Below are 23527 nucleotides of genomic sequence, written 5' to 3' on the forward strand. Positions count from 1 at the left end.
GAGTATACGATGGGATGGATTTTTATCGTAGTAATTGCAGCGTTCTTTGTTTGGAAGATAATTCCGTCTAAAGGTGTTAGAACGATTACGACAAAAGAGTTAAAAAATATATTGAACGATCAAGAAAAAGTATTTGTCGATGTAAGAACTCCTGCTGAATTTAAGGCGCGAAACATTCGACAGTTTAAAAATATTCCATTAGGTTCATCCTTTGATAAATTACCAAAGGACAAAGAAATAGTGGTTATTTGTCAAAGTGGGATGCGGAGTAATAATGCTTGTAAACAACTAAAAAAAATAGGCTTTGAACATGTAACGAATGTCCGTGGTGGCATGAGTGCATGGAATTAAAAGGAGGATAAAGATGATGAAAGAAATCACAGCAAAAGAAGTAGAACAAAAGATAGCAAATGGTGAGGTTTTAAAAATAATTGATGTACGTGAAGTGGATGAAGTAGCTGCTGGGAAAATTCCAAGTATTATTCATATTCCACTTGGTTTATTAGAATTCCGTATGAATGAATTATCTAAAACAGAGCCTTATATTATGGTATGTCGTTCAGGTGGTCGTAGTGGTAGAGCGACACAATTTTTAGCAGATCAAGGTTTTGATGTAACGAATATGACTGGCGGTATGCTTGCTTGGGAAGGTAAAGTGCGCTAAAAAAATTTCTAACAAATAATACCCGTAGTGGTATATAAGGAGAGTAAAAATGAATTTAAATGCAGATTTTACGCTAGACGCACAGGGTCTCGCATGTCCCATGCCAATTGTGAAGACGAAAAAAGCGATGAATGATTTGGTTGATGGTCAAATATTAGAAGTTGTAGCGACAGATAAAGGGTCTAAAGCAGATCTTGCTGCATGGTCTGAATCAGTAGGTCACCAATATATCGGGACTAGGGAAGAAGGCGACGTGCTAAAGCATTATATTCGCAAATGTTCGAACGATATTATTATAGAAAAGCAGCATGAGCAAGTAATTAGAATAGATGAGCTTCTAACAAAAGTTTCAGAAGGCGGCATCATTTTAGATGTTCGCGAAGAAGCAGAATATGCCTTTGGACATATCGAAGGAGCAAAGTCCATTCCAATGGGTGATTTAGAAAAGCGAATGGACGAATTAGATAAAAATCAAGCAATTTATGTTATTTGCAGAACAGGGAAACGTAGTGATTTAGCTGCGCAAAAGCTATCGAACAGTGATTTTGCAAATGTGTGGAATGTAATGCCTGGAATGATGCAGTGGACAGGAAAAGAAAAAAAACAATATAAATTTGGAGGAATACAAAATGACAAACAAAGTAGCAATTATAGCAAGTAATGGTGGACTTTTCGATGCATATAAAGTATTTAATATCGCAACAGCTGCAGCAGCAACTGAAAAAGAAGTAGAAGTTTTCTTCACATTCGAAGGTTTAAATTTAATTCATAAACAAGGGATGCATTCACTCCCAATGCCAGAAGGAAGCGAAGCAATTGCAGAAGGGTTTGCAAAAACAAACGCTCCAAGTATTCCTCAATTAGTTGAAATGGCACAAGAATTAGGTGTTAAATTCATTGGGTGTCAAATGACGATGGATGTAATGGGCTTAACGAAGGGAGATTTCGTGGACGGAATCGAAGTTGGTGGAGCAGTAACATTTTTAGAATTTGCAAAAGATGCAGCACCAACACTAACATTTTAACATTTTAGGAGGGGATTAATCCTCTCTAAAAAAATTTCTAAAAAATAATACCTATGGGGGTAAATATTAAAGTGACTTTATATAAATGGATAGCAGAAGAAGTAGCAAAAAAAGTAATAAACAATGAAGAACTATTTATTTTAGATGTACGAAATGCTGAAGCTTTCGCAGACTGGAAAATCGAAGGCCATAAATTTGAGTATTTAAATATACCTTATTTTGAATTACTTGATGGGGTTGAAGAGATATTATCAAACATTCCAACAGACAAACAGTTACTAGTTGTTTGTGCGAAGGAAGGTTCATCCATCATGATAGCGGAGATGCTCACCGATGAAGGACGTGATGCTGCCTATCTAGAAGGTGGTATGAAGTCTTGGAGTGAATATTTAGAGCCGATAAAAGTAAGTGATCTGGAAAACGGTGGAGAGCTCTATCAATTCGTGCGCTTAGGTAAAGGATGTCTCTCTTATATGGTTATTTCAAATGGAGAAGCAGCAATTATTGATGCAACCCGTATGGTGGATGTATTTACAAACTTTGCAGCGAGCAAACATGTAAATATAACGAATGTATTTGATACACACTTACATGCTGATCATATTTCAGGAGGTCGTCAAATTGCAGCTTTAACTGGTGCAACTTACTTCTTACCACCAAAAGATGCAGAAGAAGTAGTATTTGAATACACACCATTAGTAGATGGAAATGAAGTGAAAATCGGTAACACAACTATTGCGATTCAAGCTTTATACTCACCAGGACATACTATTGGTTCGACCTCTTTTATTGTAGATGACAAATTCTTGTTAACTGGTGATATTTTATTCATCGACTCGATTGGTAGACCGGATTTAGCTGGTCTTGCTCAGGATTGGGTTGGAGATCTTCGTGAAACGCTGTATAGTCGTTATCGTGAACTTTCAAGTGAGTTAATCGTATTACCTGCACATTTTATGATTATAGATGAATTAAACGAAAATGGTACTGTGGCAAAACGTCTAGGTGATTTATTCGAAGAAAACCATGGTTTAAATATGAAGGACGAAGGAGAATTCCGTAGCATGGTGACGGATAACTTGCCACCACAACCACATGCATATCAAGAAATTCGTCATGTAAATATGGGGAAAATTACGCCATCCGCTGAAGATCAAACAGAAATGGAAATTGGACCAAACCGTTGTGCTATCCGGGAATTTAAAAAATATTAACTAAAGGAGATTCAAATATGAATTCAACTAAAGTATTAGATGCAAAAGGATTAGCTTGTCCGATGCCAATTATTCGAACGAAAAAGGCTATGGATACAATTGATTCAGGTGAAATATTAGAAATCCACCTGACAGATAAAGGTGCTAAAGCTGACATACCAGCTTGGGCTGCTTCAGGTGGGCACAATATTTTAGAACATACACAAGAAGATGATGTTTTAAAATTTTGGATTCAAAAAGCATGAAAATAAGGAGGGAGGCAGAGATATTGCTTCTCTTTTTTAGATAGGAGGTCAAGGATTATGGACATAGCATGGATTATTACCATTCTGTTATTGGGTATTGTTGGATCATTTATTTCAGGACTGCTCGGAATTGGTGGGGCAATTATTAATTTTCCTATGCTTTTGTATATTCCACCGAGTTTAGGATTTACTGCATTCACGGCTCATGAGGTATCGGGTATTAGTGCCCTTCAAGTATTGTTTGCGTCCATCTCGGGTGTGTGGGCATACCGCAAAGGAAGTTATTTAAATAAACAACTTATAATTTATATGGGTGTGGCCATTTTAACTGGTAGTCTCTTCGGGAGTTTTGGTTCACAATCGTTATCGGAATCTAGTGTAAATATTGTATATGGCTTGCTTGCACTTATAGCGGCTATAATGATGTTTGTCCCTAAAAAGAAAATAGATGATGTTCCATTAGAACAAGTAACATTTAACAAATTTTTAGCAGCTAGTCTAGCGTTCATTGTCGGCATTGGCTCAGGAATTGTGGGAGCTGGAGGAGGATTTTTATTAGTACCAATTATGCTCGTTGTATTAAGAATTCCAACAAGGATGACAATTGCAACAAGTCTGGCGGTTACTTTTTTCTCATCCATTGGTGCTACAATTGGAAAGATAACAACAGGTCAAGTCGAGTATTTGCCAGCAGTCATTTTGATTGTTGCTAGCTTAATTGCAGCCCCACTTGGCGTGAAAATGGGTAAACGCATGAATACAAAAATACTTCAAATGATTTTGGCGGTACTGATTTTGATAACGGCAATTAAAATTTGGATAGATATTCTATAATAACGCAATTTGAAGTAGAAATGTTTCAAATTGCTATATTTAAAAAAGTAAATGAAAGTGGTTACTAGGAATACAGTGTCCGTGATGTTTTGTAGTAAATTCTAATTGGTAGAGCAAGTGAAAAATAGATAGTATATCCATAGATAAAGAGGCGCTGTGCGGACGAAATTGTATCTTCGTCCGCTTTTAAAATAATAGGAAAGGATTTATTCTCTAATTATCCAAACCAAATGCATCATGTCTTTACACATTTTAAGAGGTCAACGGACCAACATCTGCCACAAGATTACCGAAAAAAGTGTAGCTGGAAGTGATGCAGTCACTTCCAGCTACATAATTCCAAGGGTAATAGTGTAGCCAATGTTTCGTCCAAAGTACTCTGGAAATAGTAAAAACAAGATGCACTTAAAGGATGCTGCGTTTTTCCTATTGATGGTAGGCGATAATAATTGTCGAATTGTTTGAGCATACATATCTTATAGATACAAATGAATCTGAATGAATGGATGGATTCTCGAATGAAAACAATTGTATTTATTGGAAGTAATGAGTTTGGGACAAGTAAAGAAGCTCTTACGATTGCAAAACAAATGGGATATTTCGTTGTACTATTAACCGACAAAAGTAAGCTAATGACGAATAATCACGGATTTTCGGAAGTAAATCAGATTATTTTTATGAAAAATTTAATGGATGAACAGCAAGTTATTGACCGTATTACAAAGTTAAAAGAAGAAGGGAAACATATTTGTGCATGCCTCAGTTTTATAGATCCATTTGTTTCTTATGCAGCCAGAATATCTAAAAGTGTGGGGTTGGCACAGATTTCAGTAAACTCTCTATATCTAATGGAAGACAAAATAAAGGTTAGAGAAAAACTTGCAAACCTCCCGATTACCCCTTTTTATACAGCTTTTCATTTTGGTGACTCCCCGAAGGTGTTTGAAATGAAATATAAAGAACATTTCCCTTTAATAGTAAAACCCCCTATTTCCAATGGGTCAAAGGATGTATTATTCGTTAATTCTATAGAAATGCTGGAGGATGCTTTAATACTTTTACAAAAAAAACATCCCAAAAGTTCCTTATTAATAGAAGAATACTTACTCGGTCCACAGTTTCTCGCTGAAATTGTAGTTTATAACAATAAAATAACTGTAGTTGGGATAATTGCACAAGAAGTTATTTACAATGGAAGGTTTATTGTTATCGGTTATAAGTTTCCTGCAAGAGTAAATACGGATGATTATAAAAACCTCTGTCAGTCCATATCAAGCATAGTTGAACAAACAGGTCTTACTAACGGATCATGCCATGTAGAGATGAAACTTGTACAAGGAGAATGGAAACTAATTGAAATCAACCCTAGAATGTCAGGAGGAGTAATGAATCGAATCATAGAAGAAGGGACAGGGATTAACCTCGTAAAAGAAATAATAAAAATGTATCTAGGTGAGGAACCTACATTAATAGAAACAAGAAAACAATATGTATACGCTAGATATTTAACGATAGGATCCAGGGGTAAGTTACTCAAAGTCACTGGTAAAGAGCTAGCTTTAATGCATGATGGAGTAAAATACGTTTATATTAAGCCTCTCAAAGGGAAAATCCTAAGCAATCCGTATTCTATGGGCAATCGGTATGCATGCATAATTGCAGCATCTGAATCAGAAGAAAAAGCAGAAGCAATTGCGTTAGCAGCAGCAAAAGAAATAAAATTTTATTTAGCTCCAATTTGACTAACAATTTTGGCGAATTGGTCAAGTCTTATCCCGTACATACTTCATAATTATTAATATTATATGAACATAGGAGTAGGGAGGGAGTTGAAAAGTAAAATGAGCAGTAACAAAGAAGAAAGTGAACACGTTTTATGTGGAGCACTTGTCGAATTGAAATCATTTCAGGACTTATTAAAAGATTCTCCAACTAAATATTTTGGTAATTTACTTGCTAAAATAGTTGGTACTGATACGATTCCCTTCTTCTTAATTACGAAAACAGGAGACCTTTTAAGTCTGATTGATACAGATGAGTGCTTTGAAACAAACTATTTTCGAGTTGAGTCTATTGATAGAGAGAAATGCTGTACAACTATTTCATTATTGCGTCCTTTAGATATTGAAGGAAATCTTTGTAATTCTCTTTGTGATGTAGTTAGGTTAGAGAAATCGCCTACGTGTAAAGTAGTTGATTTATCAAGTGTCTGCGCAATCCAACCTCTAGATACTAAGTTGCTAACTAGAAAAATTATTATTGAGCCGAAATGGTAGTGACGCATCCTCTCCCTAAGAACTTCTTAGGGAATTTTTTTTACTTTTACTGAAAATTTTATAAAACTGAACGTTTGTCCATATTCAAAGCATAATGGATGAATTTAATAGTTATATATTTGAACAAATATAAAAGGAGAATATTATATGACATTAATAGGAATGTTACATCATCGTAGAGATCCCACAACTGTCATCAAGTCTTATGCATATGCCGCGGTTGCAAAGGCAGAAGGAGTCAATTTTTTTTACTTTTCACCTGGGATGGTGAATTTTGTGAACCGATCCATTAGAGGTCAAGTTTATGAAAATGGAAGTTGGAAAGAGAGAATTATGCCCTTTCCGGATGTTATCTATAACGCAGGAAGTCCCGAAAAATTAGCAAATTCAAAAGAAATTATTGAAAAATTAAAAAGCGAAATTCCCTTTACTACAAACTCGATAGGTAATAAATGGAATATTACTGAAAGACTAATAGAAGCGAAGGAATTTACAAACTACTTAATTCCTTCTGAAGTTGTAAAGACAGTTGAAAATTTTCATAAATTTTTAGCATCATTTCAGAAAGTTGTCTTTAAACCTATTGATGGAAGAAAGGGAAAAGGAATCTACTTCATTTCTAATATGGACGGGGTTTTTGAAGTAAGACAAAACTCTGAAAATAAATATTATTCAAAGCAACAATTGAACGAGTTTTTGAAGGATAAGCTTTTAACAGGAAATTATATTATTCAGCCATATATACAGTCCGTCACTAAATCTGGCCAAGTATATGATTTTAGGCTTCATGTTCAAAAAGACGGGGAGGGAAAGTGGGTGATTACTACTATTTATCCACGAATAGCTCCAAAAGGGTCTATCATTCCCAATATTAACAATGGAGGTTTCACTAATTACTTAGATCCGTTTTTGCAACAGGAATTTAAAGAAGAAGCATTTGATATTAAACGTATGCTTGAGCATTTTTCTTTGTCATTAGCCAATCATTTAGATAATATACAAATGGTAAAATACGGAGAGGTTATTGATGAAATCGGAATAGATGTAGGTTTAGATGAGAATTTGAAAATTTGGGTTTATGAAGTAAATTGGCGTCCAGGCTGTCCTCCAGCTTTTTATTTGGAATTAGATGTAGTAGTCCATTCTATTCAATATGCAAAGTATTTAGCGGAAAACCAAACAAAAATTAAAAATGAAATAAAGTCATTAAAGAGGAAAAAGATTGAAGAAAAAAGGGGATCACCAGTCATTGCAATAACGGGAAGTGCTGGAAAAACAACGTCCAAGGCATTTCTTGCATCTATATTATCAAAAAAATGGAACATCTTTGAGTCCAAAGATTATTGGAATACAACAGAGCATACGAAAAAACATGCAGCCGAAATTAATGACTCTCATGAAGCTGTAGTCTTAGAGTATGGGATGGCTTATCCTGGCGTCATTACGGAACATTGTAGCATCATTCAACCAACTATTAGCATTGTGACAAATATCGGACTTGCACATGTAGGAAACTTTGATAGTGATATTAAAAAAGTTGCTCATGCAAAGTCAGAACTAATACATGGAATGGATCAAAAGGGTATTCTCATTATAAACAAGGACGATGAGAACTCTAAGTATTTGGAAACACAGCAATTCAAAGGGAAGATAATGACAGTCAGTATTAAATCCCCAGCTAACTATAGAGCATATGGTATTCAATACGAGGAAAATGGTATGAGTTTCAAAATGAGGTTACAAAAACAAGAAATTAAATTATTTATTCCTATTTTAGGTGAGCATCATGTGTATAATGCGTTAAATGCGATTGCTGTTGCTGATTACTTAGGATTCACACCAATGGAAATTAAAGCTGGATTAATTTTTAGAAAACCACCAAGAAGGTTAACAATTTATAATTGTCGTGACAATATTACAGTAATCGATGACACCGTTCACTCCCACCCACAAGGAGTAAAAGCAGCACTTGACGTCCTTTCCAATATAGGAAAGCGTAGAAAAATAGCTATTATTGGTCAAATGAGAGAGTTAGGCGATTTGAGGGAACAAGAATATCGTAAAGTAGGCGAATACGTGCATGAAATAGGAATTGATCTATTAATAACTTATGGTTTTCGGACGGAAGAAATAGGCGATCAAGCGAAAGAGAAAGGTTTTTCATCTGAAAATATTTATCATTTCACTAATAAGGAAAAGTTACATGAGTTGTTGAAGGAGATTGTGAGGAAAGACGATACCATTTTAGTTAAGGGAGCAAGTAAGACGAATATGTTTGATACGGTCAAGTTTTTAGACGAAACGTTTAAAGAATAATTCTACAAAATGCCTGAATAACACACTCTTATTAAAGAGGTATTATTCGGGTTTAATTATTTTTAAAGTGAGTTAATTTAATAAATAGCATTTAATTATTATAACACGAACAATTATTATTTTATTGATTGGAGCGACAGGTGGCGACTCCAGCGGGATGAGTGAGACAGACGAGCCAACACAAACGACGCGAATGCGGCACCCTATAGCAGAATCATGCTGATTTATGAGGAACATATTTTCACATTTCACTTTGATATTGTTCTTGTTTTATGCTCTAACTTTGAATTATGAAATTGATTTTAATAGAAAAAAAAAGAGCACCTAAAAGGTGTTCTTAGTATCACTCCTCTTCTAAATGAAAAATAATTTCCTTTGCTGCAGTATTTGCTAGGTTTTTGGCTTCTTCTAAACTACTACCAACAGCAATTATATAAGCATATCTATGACCCATGGATAATGGTGGCATTAAAAGAGTTCCTTTTTTAGGCTTCACGTAAACTTCTACGACTCCTGGAGATTTTTTAGCCCTTCTTTTCCCGGTCACTTTTTCTAATATTCCTTTCTTTGTCGCAATAATGTATTTGGTAAAAACATATTTTTTATGCTTCGGTAAAATTGCAGGACTTTCTCCTAATAATAATTTCAAAGTCTGTTCGACTAAACTAAATCCAAATGCTGCTTGAATCATTTTATTCATGGCACCACCTGAAATTCTGGGATTAATCTCAATGAGTTTCCAACCATTCTTAGCTAAACGGATTTCCAAATGTAAAGCTCCATTTTCAATACCGAGTTCTTTAACAATAGACTGAAGAACATTTTCAATCCCTGTTCTGATCGTTACAGGAACATTTGCAAGGACTCCATAACCTGTGATAATAAATCTCTTCCTTTTTGTGATTTCTTGTTCTATAATTCCGACGATTCGTGCTTTATGGTTATGAACGAGTGCCTCAACCAAATATTGATCGCCGTCTATATATTCTTCAACCATAATTGTGTTATCCGGGTTCTTATTCCGAAGATTATCAAAATGTTTTTCTAACTGTTCTTCTCCTTCAGCTAAAAGAACGTCTTTAGATCCTGTAGATTTCGGAGATTTTATAATAATAGGGAAATCAAGTTGTTTACATATTGTTTTAGTAGGAATCGACTCGTCCGGTTTGATTAAGAAAAAATTAGGGGTATAAGGTTGATCTTTTAAAGACAACCGTGTGTCCTCTTTATTTTCCATTATTTCAATGGCTTTAGACGAAACATAATTGTGGCAGAATTCATCACAAAGAATGGATGCGGTGTGAACAAAAGGATCAACAAAACTAACTATAGTTTTTATATCCACACCATTTGTTTGTAACTTGGAAATTTCTTCTCTCATTTTGTCTAGGTTGTTTGTATTTACAGAAACCATTTTATGGACATCTGTGTACTCCTGTCTTTGTTGAATTTGCTTTTCGTTATTTGTGAAGAGAATAGTAAAGTATCCCAAATGCTCAGCAGCTCTAATTGCTTCTCTACTGGATCCAGATTTGTTTGTACTAATAAAAATAATTGCTTTCAAACGACTAACTCCTTCCTATCATTTTTTTTAATACGTTTCTTTCTATATGTATGACATGCTTTAGTTTTGACATAGTTATATATCACGCAATTATGTTCCATTTATACAGTCAACTTCAACTAAAAAACATATTATGTATATGAAAGGAGTGTGAATAAAATAATGAAACCTCATACAGTCAGCAGTATAAGAACAATCATTTCGGGCGAGTTGATTCAAGGATCTGATGAAGAGATAGTCCATTACGGAGCATACCGTTTAAAACAAATAAAGAATCAAAACACCATTCTTTTTACAAATAAGAGAATTATAGACTGGAGAACTCTAAAGAAATTCTTCCCTTTAGTGCTTGCAACTGAGTGGAAATATAGTAAAGATGAAATTCCTGAGAATGTAACTGTCATCCAAGTAACCAATGCTGACGAATCATATTGGAAATTTGTTCATTACTACCGAAACCAATTTGAAATCCCTGTAGTGGCAATTACAGGAACATCAGGAAAAACTACAACAAAAGAAATGATCAAACATATTCTTTCAGCAGATAGAATAGTAACTGCTACAAGTCTTACTAGTAATTCTAGAACAGCAAATTTGCAGTATCTTTTGAGCATAGATGAGGAAACCGATGCTGCTATTTTTGAAACGGCTGTTGGTTCACCTGGGGATGTATTAAAAGCAGGGGAATATTTCAAACCTACAATAGGAATCATTACCAACATCGGAGCACATCACCTAAATTATTGCAAAACATTAGAAGGCTACATTGGAGCGAAAGGTGAAATGGTTAAAATCGTTAATCCTGCAGGTGTACTAATTATTAATACGGAGGATAGTAATACAAGTAAGATTGATATGAAAAGTTTTAATGGGAAGATCATAAAAATTGGAATTCATACGACTTGTCATTTTAGAGCGTTTAATATTCAGTACAGCCAAGACGGCATGCAATTTAGCGTTAGGCATAAGGAGATAGACTATCAAGTGTATGTGCCAGGATTTGGAGTACATCAGGTCTATAATGCTCTTGCAGCTATAGCAGCGGTATATGAAATGGGGGTAACTATTCCGGAGGCGGCGGCTCACCTGAAAACATTCAGAAAATTTAATAAACAACTTCAAGTGGTGGATGGTATAAACGACTCTGTGATTATCGATGATACATGGAGTATTACAACGACTTCATTGGAAGCGGCATTGAAAGTACTAAATGAAATTGGAAAAGAGAAAAAAAAGGTGGCAATCATAGGGACTATTACTGATTTGGGTTCCTGGGGCTACATTATTCATGAAAAAGCAGGAGAAATAATTTATCAACAAGGAGTAGATGTCCTCATTACGATAGGGGAGCATGCGAGCATAATGGCAGAGCATGCAGTAAAAATGGGTTTTAGCTCACCAGTTTATACATTTAGAAATGAAATCCTTGTTCTTAATCTATTAAGTAAAATTATAGACTCAAATACAATCGTCCTGATAAAAGGAGATATGTACAGCAAACCTATCATTGAATTAGCTTCAAAATTGAGGAAGAAGAAATAATTTTCAGTTGAACAAAACTACATGCTTAACTAATACACAATATTGGTGATAAATAATTTTTCAAATATGGACAAATACTGTGCCTTTGAACGACGTTCCATAATTATAATACAATATCAAATAGAAATAGATGATTCAAATCCATGTCTGAAATAGTCCCATCCAATTTGATGGACGTAGTAGAAAGAAGGAAATCTAACTTATTTGACGGAAGGGCATAACTCTAATTTATACGTAAATAATGAGTGCCAGAAAAAGCTACGGTAATCTAAGTGCATGTGCACATTCCATACCTAATCATCGAGAAATTACTTTTCATATTATATAGGGGGAAGGAGGAGTAATAATGAAACCTTTACGCGTGAAAGACATTCGGAATTTACTTGAAGGCGAATTAATAAGTGGTTCCGAACTTTGGAGTGTAAATCATGCTATATACTATAAACGGCATGATCTTACGAAGAGAAATTCGCTAATGTTTGTTAGTAGAAGTGATGATGTCAACTGGAATGAAATCAATAATAAGGGCCCATCTCTTGTGATTTCTGATAAGCCCTCTTCCGAACTGAAAAATGCACTGTCAGATACTACTGTCATAAAAGTTAAGAGTCTTGTGCAAGCTTATTGGAAATTCATGGATTATTATCGGAATTTGTTTCAGATACCTGTTGTTACAATAACAGGAACATGTGGTAAAACAACTACGAAAGAAATGATCAAACATATATTAATCAAAGACCGGAGTGTCCAGGCTTCCATTAGCAGTAAGAATGAGCCTCGCCAATCATTTCCCTATTTGACGGGCATCGATGAAAAAACAAAAGCTGCAGTATTTGAACTTGGATTGGGTAATACGGGTAATATTAAACATCAGTGTATGATTTATCAGCCTACAATAGGAATCATTACTAATATTGGTGTTCATCATTTAGATGGTTGTGGAAATCTAGAAGGTTATATCAATGCTAAGTCAGAAATAGTAGATGGTATAAAAAAAGATGGCACATTAATCTTAAATGCGGATGATACAAATACTAAAAAAGTTTCTTTGCATTCATTTAAAGGGAAGGTTATCTACTTTGGAGAAAGTTCAAAGGCTGATTTTAGGGCCTCCAATATTCAATTTACCGAAAACGGAATGAATTTTCAAATTAATTTTATGAATAAAAAGTATACCGCTTTTATACCAGGATATGGTGAACATCAAGTGTATAACGCGCTTGCTGCAATTGCTGCTGTAAACGAAATGGGGATGGATATTAAGGAAGCTATCTCTCGTTTAAAAACATATAAAAATATGAGCAGACACTTGGAGTTTTCTAGTGGAAAAGGCGGGAGTACAATCATTGACGATACGTGGACAAATAATCCTACTTCTGTCGAGGCTGCATTAAAGGTACTGGATTCAATTGGGGCAGGTAAAAATGTCATTCTAGTACTCGGAGATATTAAACGGTTAGGGAACTTTGAAAAGAAGTACCATGCTGAAATTGGAAGTCTTGTTGCAAAAAGAGATATTCATACCTTGATTACAATTGGAAGTAAAGCAGAAGAAATAGCTAGGAAGGCGATGGAAGATGGATCGAAAGCAGATGTTCATATGTTTAAGGATACCCAGGGAGTGATGGAAGTTCTTCAACCAAAGCTAGACAATCAAGCAGTTTTGCTCATTAAAGGACCAATGTCAAGCCGTTCCATGATTGAATTTGCCAATAATTTAAAAGAAAATAGTTGATACATGAAAAAGAAGCATTCTCGCAATATGCGATGAATGCTTCTTTAGTAACTGCTAAGAAAGAATAATTTTTTACATAGTGTCTGACCATATTAAGACGAAAGTTGGCCAGATACTATGTAAAGGCGTGGGGCTCGTACGCTTAGGTATTCACTCACTTAAAAAACACGTTTTGCAGTCATATAATGCTGATTATAATAATCTACAAATAGTACTCTTGATAAGACCCCGCTTGAATTTGGAATGATGATACGATAATCGCCAGCATATATCGCTACCAAAGATGGTGTTTTTGAACCTTTAACACTATTAAAAAAGATCAAATCACCTTTCTTTAAGTTTGCGCGAGAAACAGTAGTACCTTTGTTCATTAGTTCTTTCAAATTGGTTGTGCCTAAGTTAACACCATTTGATTTATACGCGTAGTCGACAAAACCAGTGGGAGTAAAACTTAGTGAAGATGTATTGTTGACGCTACCCATTTTCGCCTTACCAATTAAACTATATGCTTTTGTAACAATGTTATCCCCTTTAGTTGCTGGATTAGACGGGAGTAAAGTTGGTAAGACTCTACGAGCGGTTACATAATTGTCCGTATAATATGGTTTGCTATTTAAGTCTGAGATGACAATATTTTGTTTGGAATCAGCCATGTGTATGACTTTGTTGTCGCCAATATACATTGCAACGTGATCTGGATCGGTTCCCGTAGTCTTGCTTCTAAAGAAAAGTAAATCCCCTTTTTGTAGTTGATTTCTGGCAACATAAGATCCTTGTTGCATCATATAATCTTCGTTATATGTTCCAAGATCTACTCCATTTTTTTCGAAAATGTACATAAGAAAACTTGCACAAGAAAATTTGTAAGGATATGTTGCTTTGTACACAGTATTACTGTAAGTTGCCTTCCCTATTAAACTCTTCGCAGTTTGGATTAATTGATCTGCCTTTGCTTCTACTGCTTTTTGGTTATTCTGCAAATTAATTGTTGCAGCCGAGGCTTTTATTGGATGAATAGCCGCTGGAGTAACCCCTAGTGTACTAAAACCGATTACGACTGATAATGTAGTTGCAACGAAACGTTTTTTCATCGTATACCTCCTGATTTTTTTTTATTTATTACTTGCACCGATTTTAGCATGTAAAAGTAGAAGAATCGGAAGGGAATTTATTCCTGGTAACGTTGCAAGATGCCCTAAGCCCTTGTCACTATTACGTTTATCAAGGTAATTTACAGTTTGATTACAAATATTACGAAGAGCCAACGAATAAAAATGACTAAACAGGGTCATGTTAACCTCATAGAGTTAAATAAGGGAGGATTTTCATTGAGTAAAATACTACAAATATCTATGACATTACTTCTTATTAGTTCGCTAGTGGGATGTGGAACAAACAAGACTGCTGATAAAACCGAAACAGAGGTAAATAAAACTACTACTGAAACACCTACCGAAAACAATACAACCACAACAACAACTACGAACGAAAACGTTAATACCGATGTGACTGGAAATAATGATCATAAGTTGGAACTAGCGGATGATGTTGCGGATGAAATAACAAAAATGAGCGAAGTAGATAGTGCAAGTGTTATCGTCACGGATAAAAATGCATATGTGGCCGTTAAGCTTAAAGAGGGTGTTAGCGAAAGTGAGGCACTTGAGACTAAGATTGCAGATCAAGCAAGAGCTACACATGCCGATTTTAAAAATGTATACGTGTCAACCAATCCAGATTTTGCAAAACAGTTTACTGAATACGGAGAAAAAATTAGAGCAAACGAACCAGTTGAAGGATTTTTTAAGGAGTTCTCCGATACAATAAAAAGAGTATTCCCTGATGCCCATTAATCAATGCTAAAAAGAAAGTGGAAGCTTTTTCCGTTGATAAAAAGCTCAAAAGGGTTTATTATATACACATAGGCTGCATTGTACGTATGGATATTAAGTTTTAACCTTTATGCTGTAACAGGGAGTTTTATATAGAAGTTGGAATGACATGCCTCATTCTCTTACGACAATGAGGACAGGCAGGATAACTTTTGCGAACACCCACTTTGAGGAGTGGTGGTTTAAAACTTTCTTATTAGAGTACGGCAAAGGCGGCTTACTTAATTTAATTATTAAACGACCGGTTTCCATTGGGAGCCGGTCTTTTTGTATTTAAAAAATTCTACTTGTAATGGTGTTAGAAAATTTACATACTTTCCTATATAATTTAGACAATATAGATTTCAATAATTCAGAAGGGGCGAATAATTTGTTAAACGAAGTTAAAGAAGGTATCTGGTCAGGACGTACCGATCATACGGAAAATAGATCAAGTTTTCGATATCACCAAATTATTGAGTTGTCCAAAAGAATGGATGATTACAACTCTAGCGAGGAAACTTGCGTTATTATAGGTTTTGAAAGTGAAGAAGGAGTACGACGAAATAAAGGAAATATAGGTGCTGCAAAAGCTCCTGATGCTCTACGATCAGAATTAGCTAAATTACCATGGAAAATACCTAACCAAAAGCATCTTGCAGACATTGGAACAATTGCATGCAGAGATGATAAATTAGAAAAAGCACAGGAACAACTTGGAGATGTTGTCTCTAAAATTTTAAGTAAAAAAATGATACCTATTATTTTGGGTGGTGGACATGAAACCACTTACGGACATTATCTTGGTGTACGAAACTATTTAGGAAAAGAAGCAAAGCTAGGGATTATTAATATAGATGCCCATTTTGATTTACGTTCATATGACGAGCAAACTTCTTCTGGCACTATGTTTAAGCAAATACTAGATCAGGATGATAATAGTAGCTATTTCGTTGTTGGCATTCAACGTTACGGAAATACACAAGAATTATTTGACCGAGCGGATGAATTGGGAGCTAATTATATCTTGGAAGAAAGTATACATATAAGCGAAATAGATAATGTGAACGCAAGAATCAATGATTTTATAAACCAACAAGATTATATAATGCTTACTTTATGTACAGATGTACTGAATGCCGCTTTTGCGCCAGGTGTAAGTGCTCCATCACCATTTGGGTTGGATCCAAGTGTTGTACGATCCATCATTCGAAATGTCACTACCAAAAAAAAGACGCTTTCCTTTGATATTTCGGAAGTTAATCCTTCATTGGACGAAAATAATCGAACTGTAAAGCTTGGTGCATATTTAATAAACGAAGCCATTACATCCTTCTTAGACAGGGATTGAACGAAAGTAGTTTTTAGTGAGTAATCATTAATTTTCTGGCCATCATAATACAAAAGCGAAGAGCTAACCAAGCCCTTCGCTTTTAACTTTATTAAGCCTAAATTATAATGCAATGAGCTTGCGCAAGAGCTCTCCACTTTAAATAATGGCGGTATGTATATAGAAATCTACAATTCAGAGTGGTTCAAACCCGACTGAAATTGAGAAAGGTTTGATGGAAAACTTCTACATTCAAGATTTGCATGAAAAGTGCTAACATAGATAAGTTGAACATTATATAAATGAAAAGGAGGCATGTCGATGCGAAAAGAATTAGCCAATATAGAAACGATGCGATGCAATCTTATTATAACGAATAAGGCTCGCGCGGGAATTCTAGAATTGTCCAAAGATGAGCATGCCTTTTTTAAAATGCAAGAATCCTTTCATATACATATAGAAAAGCGTCCAGTTAATTCTCACGGGAATATATCCCTTTCCCTTTATTTTGATAATGAAATAAATGAGATACTAGCAGAAAAATTAAATGGTAAAGTTGCAGTGATGGAATGCGTTTTACAAAACGATGGTTTACTAGCAACGGGCTTTTATATAAGAGGATCCAAAGTTCGAGTTCGGACAAATAGACGTCTACCGGTAAATTTGAAACTCATAACTGCTCGGAATAATGGTGCAGGTTTACCTATCCAATTACATGCTAAAATTCGTGAATTACCTATAGCAGAGGAACGATCCGAGTATGTGAAGAAACGGATTTCTAGTTGGGAAGGGTATTTGAAGATTCAAGAGCGCAATGCGGATATTGCAGACATTACAACTGCTTACTCAAGAATGATTTTAAATGAAGGCTTTAATAGAATGACACTTGTGGGGTGTAACTTAGACGGAAACGAGTGGAATAAAATAAAGAACCTCAGTGTAACTTTGAAGGGTTTTCAAAATGACATTGGTGACGTTTTAAAAGTTGATCGCAATAAAAAAACAGTAGAAATCGAGCTTAAACCAAAGCTCAGAGATATGGCAAGAAGAAACCAGTTAAACCCCAGAACGAGAGAAGCTGTATTCAGCAATTTTGCGACGCTAAGCCAAATTAGAAGACTTCGAAAAGGATTTGAAGACCTTCAAAATGGCCTAGCAGCAAATGCCAATCTTGAAAAGATATTATTTGAAGATAGACCAACAATACGTATAACAGATAAGCGTAAGGAGTTGGTATTCCATAATCAGTTAAATGAATTCCAACAAGAAGCAGTTATAGGGGCTATGTCTGCCAAAGACTTATATGTTATTCAAGGACCTCCCGGAACAGGGAAAACTACTGTGATATCTGAAATTTGTCAACAAAATGCTAAAGCAGGGCTACGTACTTTAGTTGCTTCCCAGTCTAACTTGGCTGTTGATAATGCCCTTAGTAGATTACTTTCAAATAAAGACATACGTATATTACGGTTTGGTCGAACAGAGAGTATCGAAGAAGAGGGAAAGAAGTTCATAGAAGAAAACGTAGGACAATATTGGAAAGATCAAACGTTAAGTGTATTACAACATGAAATAGAATCTCATTCCATAAAAGAAGGACAACTAGAAGATGCAATAGCTAATGATAAAGTACAAATAGAAACCCTACAAAATCATTTAATTTCCTTACAAGAAGATATAAAAAAGAAAGATGCTGCCAAGCTTGAATATGCCTCTAGAATAGAAGAGATAAAGAAGCTTAAAAGAAGTTTAGTTCTTCTGAAAAAAGAACGAGAAGAGCTTGAAAATACACGAATGAATTTAGAAAAATCTTTCGAAGAACTATCGAAGGAAATGACTACGATGGAAGATTTCATCCAGTCCAATTTAACGAGTCCAGAATTAATTGAAAAAATGAATCAATTAGTTTTAGAAATCGAAATGTCTAAAGTTCAGTTATTTTATCAACAAACCATACAAGAGATTAGAACTGCAGAAGAGATATTAAATGCAACAAGACACGAATATCAAGTTGTGCAATTGAAAATGGAAGGCTTAGAACAGTTTGTAATTGAAATTCCTTCCGTTCGCAAATTAGATTCCTTGAAAAGCTATATGACGCAAAATGATATAATGCCGTTTTCTATGTTGGAGCGTCAAATAGCAGAGTTGGACCGTTTAATAGAAACGATTCGGTCTTTTGAGGATTGGGAAGAACTAAATAAACGACTTTTGTCTGCTATTGGATATATAGAAGGTTTATTGAAAGAGAATCAGGTATCTTTAGAAAATGTAAAAAATAATGTGAATAGCCAAGGGATTATTTTTGATTCGTCTTATTCTGTGAAAGAAATCCATCAATTCATCGACAGTATGAAACGATTATTAACTTCGGGAGAAATAACGATAGAAAAATTAGAAGTGTATTTGGAAGGGTTAAATGTAAGGAAGAAATTTGTATGGAAACAAGGAGCAATTTTAGCAAAAGCAAAGTCGGATTCTACTGAGAAGTTCCAAACGATAAAAGTTGACATGACAGAGCAAGTAAAGAAAACAATTTATCAAATAGAACAAAACAGAAACTTACTGAAAAACAATGGATTTATCCAAAAAGAACAGTTGGATCTGTTAATAGAAAGAAGCGTTGAAATTCGGAGACAATTAGGAAATGTAGAGAATATTCCACAACTACATCACTTACAATCGGAAATACAGCAAAAAGAAAATGCATATAATCACTTGAAGAAAACGGAAGAAACAATAACCCAATATGTAAGTAATATAGAAATTAAAAAAAATAATGCGGAAAACACAGCTGAAAAAATGGAAATGTGTATAAAAGAACTTCAAGAAAAAGAGCATGAAAGTAAAAAAGTGAATTCAGAAGGTCTAGAGCAAGAGAGACAAGTTAAAGCTTTAGAAGAAATAATGAATAAGAATCCTGAAGAAGAGCATGAGAAAACATTAACCAAATTAACGCTTATATCGGAAAAGATAGAGTCTCTTACGCACAAACTAGAGCAGATACCAATTACGCATCCTATCCAAAACGAATGGTTCTCTTTACTAAAAGAGGCAAACGACCATGATTTGGATGAAATTCGAAAACTTTATGTAAGACACGCAAATGTAATTGGGACAACTTGTGTAGCATCCGCTAGAAAAGAGTTTATGGACAATTATCCTATTTTCGATGTCGTTATAATTGATGAGGTGTCAAAAGCCACTCCACCTGAATTACTTTTGCCAATGTTAAAAGGGAAGAAGATTATTTTAGTAGGGGATCATCATCAGCTCCCTCCTCTAGTCGGAGAAGATACGCTCGATGAAACACTAAAAGCAATTTTAGAAGAGAGCGATAGTTTCGAGGAAAAAGATGAATTGAAGAAACTATTAAAAGAGTCTTTATTTGAACGACTATTTAAAAACTTACCAAAAAGCAATAAAACAATGTTAGCCATCCAGTATCGAATGCATGAAAGTATTATGGAGACAATTACACCATTTTACGAGGAAGAAAACTATCGCCTGCAATGTGGATTAGTGGATTCCGATTCTGTTCGTGACCATTTACTTGAATCTAATTATGTAAAAAGAAACGATCATCTTCTATGGATCAATATGCCAAACGAACCGGCTTATTTTGAAGAGAGAGTAAAAGATGGAAAAAGTCGTTTTAACCAGGCGGAATTAGACACAATTCGAGACGTTTTAATTGATTTGGACAAGGCAACCGAAACCGCCAAAAATGAAGGGCGAATGGGGCAAGATGAAAGAAAGAGCATAGGAGTAATTAGTTTTTACGGTGAGCAGGTTAAAAGGATAGATAGACTGATTCAACAAGAAACTAACTTAAAGCATTTAACTTTCAGAACCGGAACAGTCGATAAGTTTCAAGGTATGGAAATGGATGTCATCCTATTGAGCATGGTTCGTAATAATAAGGATAAAAATGGTGATATTGGATTTGCAAATGATTATAGACGTTTAAATGTAGCGTTATCCCGAGCAAGGGAATTGCTCGTTCTTGTAGGAAGTGCGGACATGTTTACGGAGCGGACGAAACTAAAAGATTCAAGAAAGATGTATACACGATTGCTCGATATTGTAAAAAATAAAAATGGTTTCCGAGACCAAAAACTAATGAAGTTGACTTAGGAGTATAAGAACATGCGTGATTTGGAAAAGAGATTAAAAAAAGAACTGCAACAAAATATAAAGGTAAAAATCATGCATTCCGCTATGTGGAGTATACCGATCCATTCGGTCGAAGCTGAATTCATTGCAATGAAGCGGACAAAAATGGATGTCCTTATGAAAATGATGCTTATTACTTTTCAAAAAGCTAAAATTGCAAATGCAGAGGAAATAAGTGAGTTGCTACTTGTGGAGCAGCTCTTTATTCAAGATTTAACAGAGATTATGTTGAAAACTCGCCTCATTAAGAAAAGTGAGAGCATATATAAATTAACTGATAGAGGATTTCAACAATTAGAAAACGGTATATTTGAAGAAGAGCAAGAAGCAGAGTCTCAGAATGTTCTCTACAGTCCTAGCCATGAAGCATTTTTAAAAGGCGTATTAAAAGAGGCTCCTGAGGAACAGCTCGACATTTATCGTTACGTAAAAGAAGACTATTTGGATGAAGAACTATCTTTTGAAAACGAGTCAATCATTCATGCGCTTCAAGCGAATGGCTTGGAAAAGAAAGAGGGAGATGTCCAAACTGTTATCTCTGAAATTGTCTCGACAACCGATTTGTTTATAGAGGATGTCCCTTGCGTAGAGATTATCCTTTATAACAAAGAAGAAGACATCATCTATGCTCGAGTCTGGAATACATTACTAGAACGCTGGGACGAGACATTGGAAAACCAATTAAATGAAAAAGAACGACTAGTATGGAGAAAAGCTTATTTAGATAGTTAGTAATGAATGTACATTAAATGGTAGAGTTAGACCAATTCCTATGAAGAAGAAAAAATGTTGTGCGTACAGAATAAGTAATCTTATAATGAATATAAACTTTGAATTACAGTAAAGGGGGATGAATTAATGACGACTAAATTTGGTGATGTGCAAGAGGTTTTGGAAAATTACAAATCCGCCATTTATGAGAAAGATGTTGAAAGATTTTTATCTTCATACGCTTCTGATATACATATTTATGATTGCTGGGAAAAGTGGGAAAGCATCGGTATTTCCAATTGGCGAGAAATGGTGAAAGAATGGTTTAATGGATTAACTGAGGAAGGCGTTTTACTCAAAATAGATTTTAATGATTTAGTAGTAGAGGAAAGTTCGAACATGGCTTTTGTTCGCTGTGCTATTAAGTTTGCTGCTCAAAATGAATCAGGAGAAATACTTCGTCAGACGACAAATAGATTCACATTCTGTTTAAGAAGAGTAAATGAATCTTGGTCCATTTTACACGAACATTCATCATTACCAATAAATATAGGGACTGGGAAGGGTATTTTTAACTTGAAGTGAGAACGAACCCAACTCGTTAAACTCAGTAAATTAAGTATGAAAAAACCTGCTTTATAAAGGCACTAAGCAATACTAAAAACAACTGAGTTAAATAAAATTAACCCCAAAAATAATTATATGAGCAAATGTGTTGATTTTGCCGGATATAGAAAACCATCGTTTTGAATAAAGATCAATTAGCTGAAGGTAAACAGATTAAAGAATATAACTAAAAAGGTGAAATTGAGGGGGAGGAATAGAATTGAAGAAGTTTCAAATAGCTGTAGATGGTAGTACTTTTCACGGATGTGAATTTGGTGATAACAATCTTCCTTCACTTGTTTGTCTTCACGGAATGACTGGTGATTTAAAAAGTTTTTTGGGGCTTATTGAATACCTAATAAATGATTTTCATCTTATTCTTATAGATAACCCAGGACATGGCGAAACTGAATCACTAAAAATGGAGGAGGATTATATGTTTTCCTCCTTAGCAAAACGTATTTATCAAGTAATACAAAAAATTACTAATAAACCTTTTTACATGTTGGGACATTCATGGGGGGCAGACATTTGCCTAAACGTAGCAAAACTATTTCCGACTAAGATAAGCGGCGTTATTTTATTAGACGGAGGATATGCGTTTCCTGAACATGTTGATGGACTGACAGAGGAAAAAGCCTTGATAGATTGGAAGGAATATGTTGAATCAAGTATATATGGTTCTTGGGACGAAGTGGTCAAAGAATACCAAAGTTACACAACAAAGCAATGGGATACAAATCTTAATTCAATAATAACATCTACTTTTAAAAAGGTTAAAGATAACTATATATTTAAGGCCGATGTTTTCAGTATTTTAGCAATTATTAAGGCATTCTATAAAGAGCCTTGTTCGACCACTTTTGATAGTATTCAGTGCCCTGTTTTATTACTTCATGCAACAATTCTACCGACAGATTCATCCCGAAAAAAGGGAATACAGGAAATTAAAAAAGGCATTAAAGTATTAAAGGTAATAGGCATAGAAAACACTAAACACCACCTTCATTGGGACTGTCCTGAAAAAGTTGCTAATGAAATTCTGTTGTGGAAACAGGAAAGCAATCATGAAGTTTATTAACAACATTTTCTTCTTCAACAAATTACGATTGTAGAAGAAAATAGTTAAAGTAGCCTTGTTAAATTGTTTTTAACAAGGCTACTTTTGTATCTCATTAATTTTCTATTTAAACTGCTCAAATTGTTTAGTTACGCATCGCTTTTGGTTTTCTGCAAAGTATTTTTCAACCGCAATTAATCTATACACCAAATCCTCTTTCGAAAGCCACATATACCTCTTTTGGATGATGTATACATACCCCGTTCAGATTAATGATCCTTCGTCAAATATAGAGGACATTACAGGCATTCTACGCGTGTTTTTTAATTTATACGTTCTGTTATGTTTGTGATAATAA

The 23527-nt window shown here is 34.8% G+C and carries 20 protein-coding genes and 1 other RNA gene; 19 read left to right on the forward strand and 2 right to left on the reverse strand.

The window, feature by feature from the left end; genetic code table 11:
* Window positions 1-9 precede the first annotated feature (9 nt).
* From PB01_RS01820 to PB01_RS01865, 10 genes are all read left to right on the forward strand, one after another.
* On the forward strand, window positions 10-351 hold the full coding sequence (locus tag PB01_RS01820) for a rhodanese-like domain-containing protein (protein ID WP_151698592.1): 342 nt from the start codon (window positions 10-12) through the stop codon (window positions 349-351).
* Window positions 352-367: 16 nt separating this feature from the next.
* Window positions 368-664, forward strand: coding sequence for a rhodanese-like domain-containing protein (locus PB01_RS01825; protein WP_151701931.1), 297 nt, complete (start codon window positions 368-370; stop codon window positions 662-664).
* A gap of 49 nt (window positions 665-713) precedes the next feature.
* A complete protein-coding gene (locus PB01_RS01830) occupies window positions 714-1325 on the forward strand; it encodes a sulfurtransferase TusA family protein (RefSeq protein WP_151698593.1) in 612 nt (203 codons plus the stop codon).
* Window positions 1294-1689, forward strand: coding sequence for a DsrE/DsrF/DrsH-like family protein (locus PB01_RS01835; protein WP_151698594.1), 396 nt, complete (start codon window positions 1294-1296; stop codon window positions 1687-1689). The genes PB01_RS01830 and PB01_RS01835 overlap by 32 nt, the downstream gene beginning before the upstream one ends.
* A 71-nt stretch (window positions 1690-1760) precedes the next feature.
* On the forward strand, window positions 1761-2903 hold the full coding sequence (locus tag PB01_RS01840) for an MBL fold metallo-hydrolase (RefSeq protein ID WP_151698595.1): 1143 nt from the start codon (window positions 1761-1763) through the stop codon (window positions 2901-2903).
* A gap of 17 nt (window positions 2904-2920) precedes the next feature.
* On the forward strand, window positions 2921-3148 hold the full coding sequence (locus tag PB01_RS01845) for a sulfurtransferase TusA family protein (protein WP_151698596.1): 228 nt from the start codon (window positions 2921-2923) through the stop codon (window positions 3146-3148).
* A gap of 57 nt (window positions 3149-3205) precedes the next feature.
* On the forward strand, window positions 3206-3982 hold the full coding sequence (locus PB01_RS01850; RefSeq protein WP_151698597.1) for a sulfite exporter TauE/SafE family protein: 777 nt from the start codon (window positions 3206-3208) through the stop codon (window positions 3980-3982).
* A gap of 518 nt (window positions 3983-4500) precedes the next feature.
* Entirely contained in the window at window positions 4501-5724 is a 1224-nt protein-coding gene (locus PB01_RS01855; RefSeq protein ID WP_192797435.1) for an ATP-grasp domain-containing protein, read from the forward strand.
* 87 nt (window positions 5725-5811) lie between these two features.
* Window positions 5812-6258 (forward strand): CotY/CotZ family spore coat protein, encoded by a 447-nt coding sequence (locus PB01_RS01860; protein WP_225986135.1) that lies wholly within the window; start codon window positions 5812-5814, stop codon window positions 6256-6258.
* 147 nt (window positions 6259-6405) lie between these two features.
* The gene (locus PB01_RS01865) at window positions 6406-8574 is read left to right on the forward strand and encodes a YheC/YheD family protein (protein ID WP_151698599.1); all 2169 of its coding nucleotides are present in this window, start codon (window positions 6406-6408) and stop codon (window positions 8572-8574) included.
* 343 nt (window positions 8575-8917) lie between these two features.
* Here the strand turns inward: PB01_RS01865 and PB01_RS01870 are convergent, their stop codons facing one another.
* Window positions 8918-10138 (reverse strand): ATP-grasp domain-containing protein, encoded by a 1221-nt coding sequence (locus PB01_RS01870; protein ID WP_151698600.1) that lies wholly within the window; start codon window positions 10136-10138, stop codon window positions 8918-8920.
* Between the two features lie 162 nt (window positions 10139-10300).
* Here PB01_RS01870 and PB01_RS01875 point away from each other — a divergent pair, with 162 nt between their 5' ends.
* Together PB01_RS01875 and PB01_RS01880 are read left to right on the forward strand one after the other, a co-directional pair.
* Window positions 10301-11680 (forward strand): Mur ligase family protein, encoded by a 1380-nt coding sequence (locus tag PB01_RS01875; protein ID WP_151698601.1) that lies wholly within the window; start codon window positions 10301-10303, stop codon window positions 11678-11680.
* Between the two features lie 346 nt (window positions 11681-12026).
* A complete protein-coding gene (locus PB01_RS01880) occupies window positions 12027-13415 on the forward strand; it encodes a UDP-N-acetylmuramoyl-tripeptide--D-alanyl-D-alanine ligase (protein WP_151698602.1) in 1389 nt (462 codons plus the stop codon).
* Window positions 13416-13573: 158 nt separating this feature from the next.
* Here the strand turns inward: PB01_RS01880 and PB01_RS01885 are convergent, their stop codons facing one another.
* Window positions 13574-14506, reverse strand: a complete 933-nt coding sequence (locus PB01_RS01885) for a C40 family peptidase (RefSeq protein ID WP_151698603.1) — start codon at window positions 14504-14506, stop codon at window positions 13574-13576.
* Between the two features lie 237 nt (window positions 14507-14743).
* On the opposite strand from PB01_RS01885, the gene PB01_RS01890 reads away from it, so the two are divergent.
* The 7 genes from PB01_RS01890 to PB01_RS01920 all read left to right on the forward strand — a co-directional run bounded on the left by PB01_RS01890 (window position 14744) and on the right by PB01_RS01920 (window position 23190).
* A complete protein-coding gene (locus PB01_RS01890; RefSeq protein WP_225986136.1) occupies window positions 14744-15268 on the forward strand; it encodes a YhcN/YlaJ family sporulation lipoprotein in 525 nt (174 codons plus the stop codon).
* Window positions 15269-15335: 67 nt separating this feature from the next.
* Window positions 15336-15530, forward strand: a non-coding RNA gene (gene ssrS, locus PB01_RS01895) — 6S RNA.
* 147 nt (window positions 15531-15677) lie between these two features.
* Window positions 15678-16637, forward strand: coding sequence for a formimidoylglutamase (gene hutG, locus PB01_RS01900; RefSeq protein ID WP_225986137.1), 960 nt, complete (start codon window positions 15678-15680; stop codon window positions 16635-16637).
* 300 nt (window positions 16638-16937) lie between these two features.
* Window positions 16938-20753: an AAA domain-containing protein gene (locus PB01_RS01905; RefSeq protein WP_151698605.1), complete on the forward strand. Its 3816-nt coding sequence runs from the start codon at window positions 16938-16940 to the stop codon at window positions 20751-20753.
* A 12-nt stretch (window positions 20754-20765) separates the two neighbouring features.
* A complete protein-coding gene (locus tag PB01_RS01910) occupies window positions 20766-21524 on the forward strand; it encodes a hypothetical protein (protein WP_151698606.1) in 759 nt (252 codons plus the stop codon).
* A gap of 126 nt (window positions 21525-21650) precedes the next feature.
* Window positions 21651-22088 (forward strand): YybH family protein, encoded by a 438-nt coding sequence (locus PB01_RS01915; RefSeq protein ID WP_151698607.1) that lies wholly within the window; start codon window positions 21651-21653, stop codon window positions 22086-22088.
* A 241-nt stretch (window positions 22089-22329) separates the two neighbouring features.
* Window positions 22330-23190: an alpha/beta fold hydrolase gene (locus PB01_RS01920; RefSeq protein ID WP_151698608.1), complete on the forward strand. Its 861-nt coding sequence runs from the start codon at window positions 22330-22332 to the stop codon at window positions 23188-23190.
* The last annotated feature ends 337 nt before the right edge of the window (window positions 23191-23527 follow it).

It is taken from the genome of Psychrobacillus glaciei, assembly GCF_008973485.1.
GTDB classification, from domain to species: domain Bacteria; phylum Bacillota; class Bacilli; order Bacillales_A; family Planococcaceae; genus Psychrobacillus; species Psychrobacillus glaciei.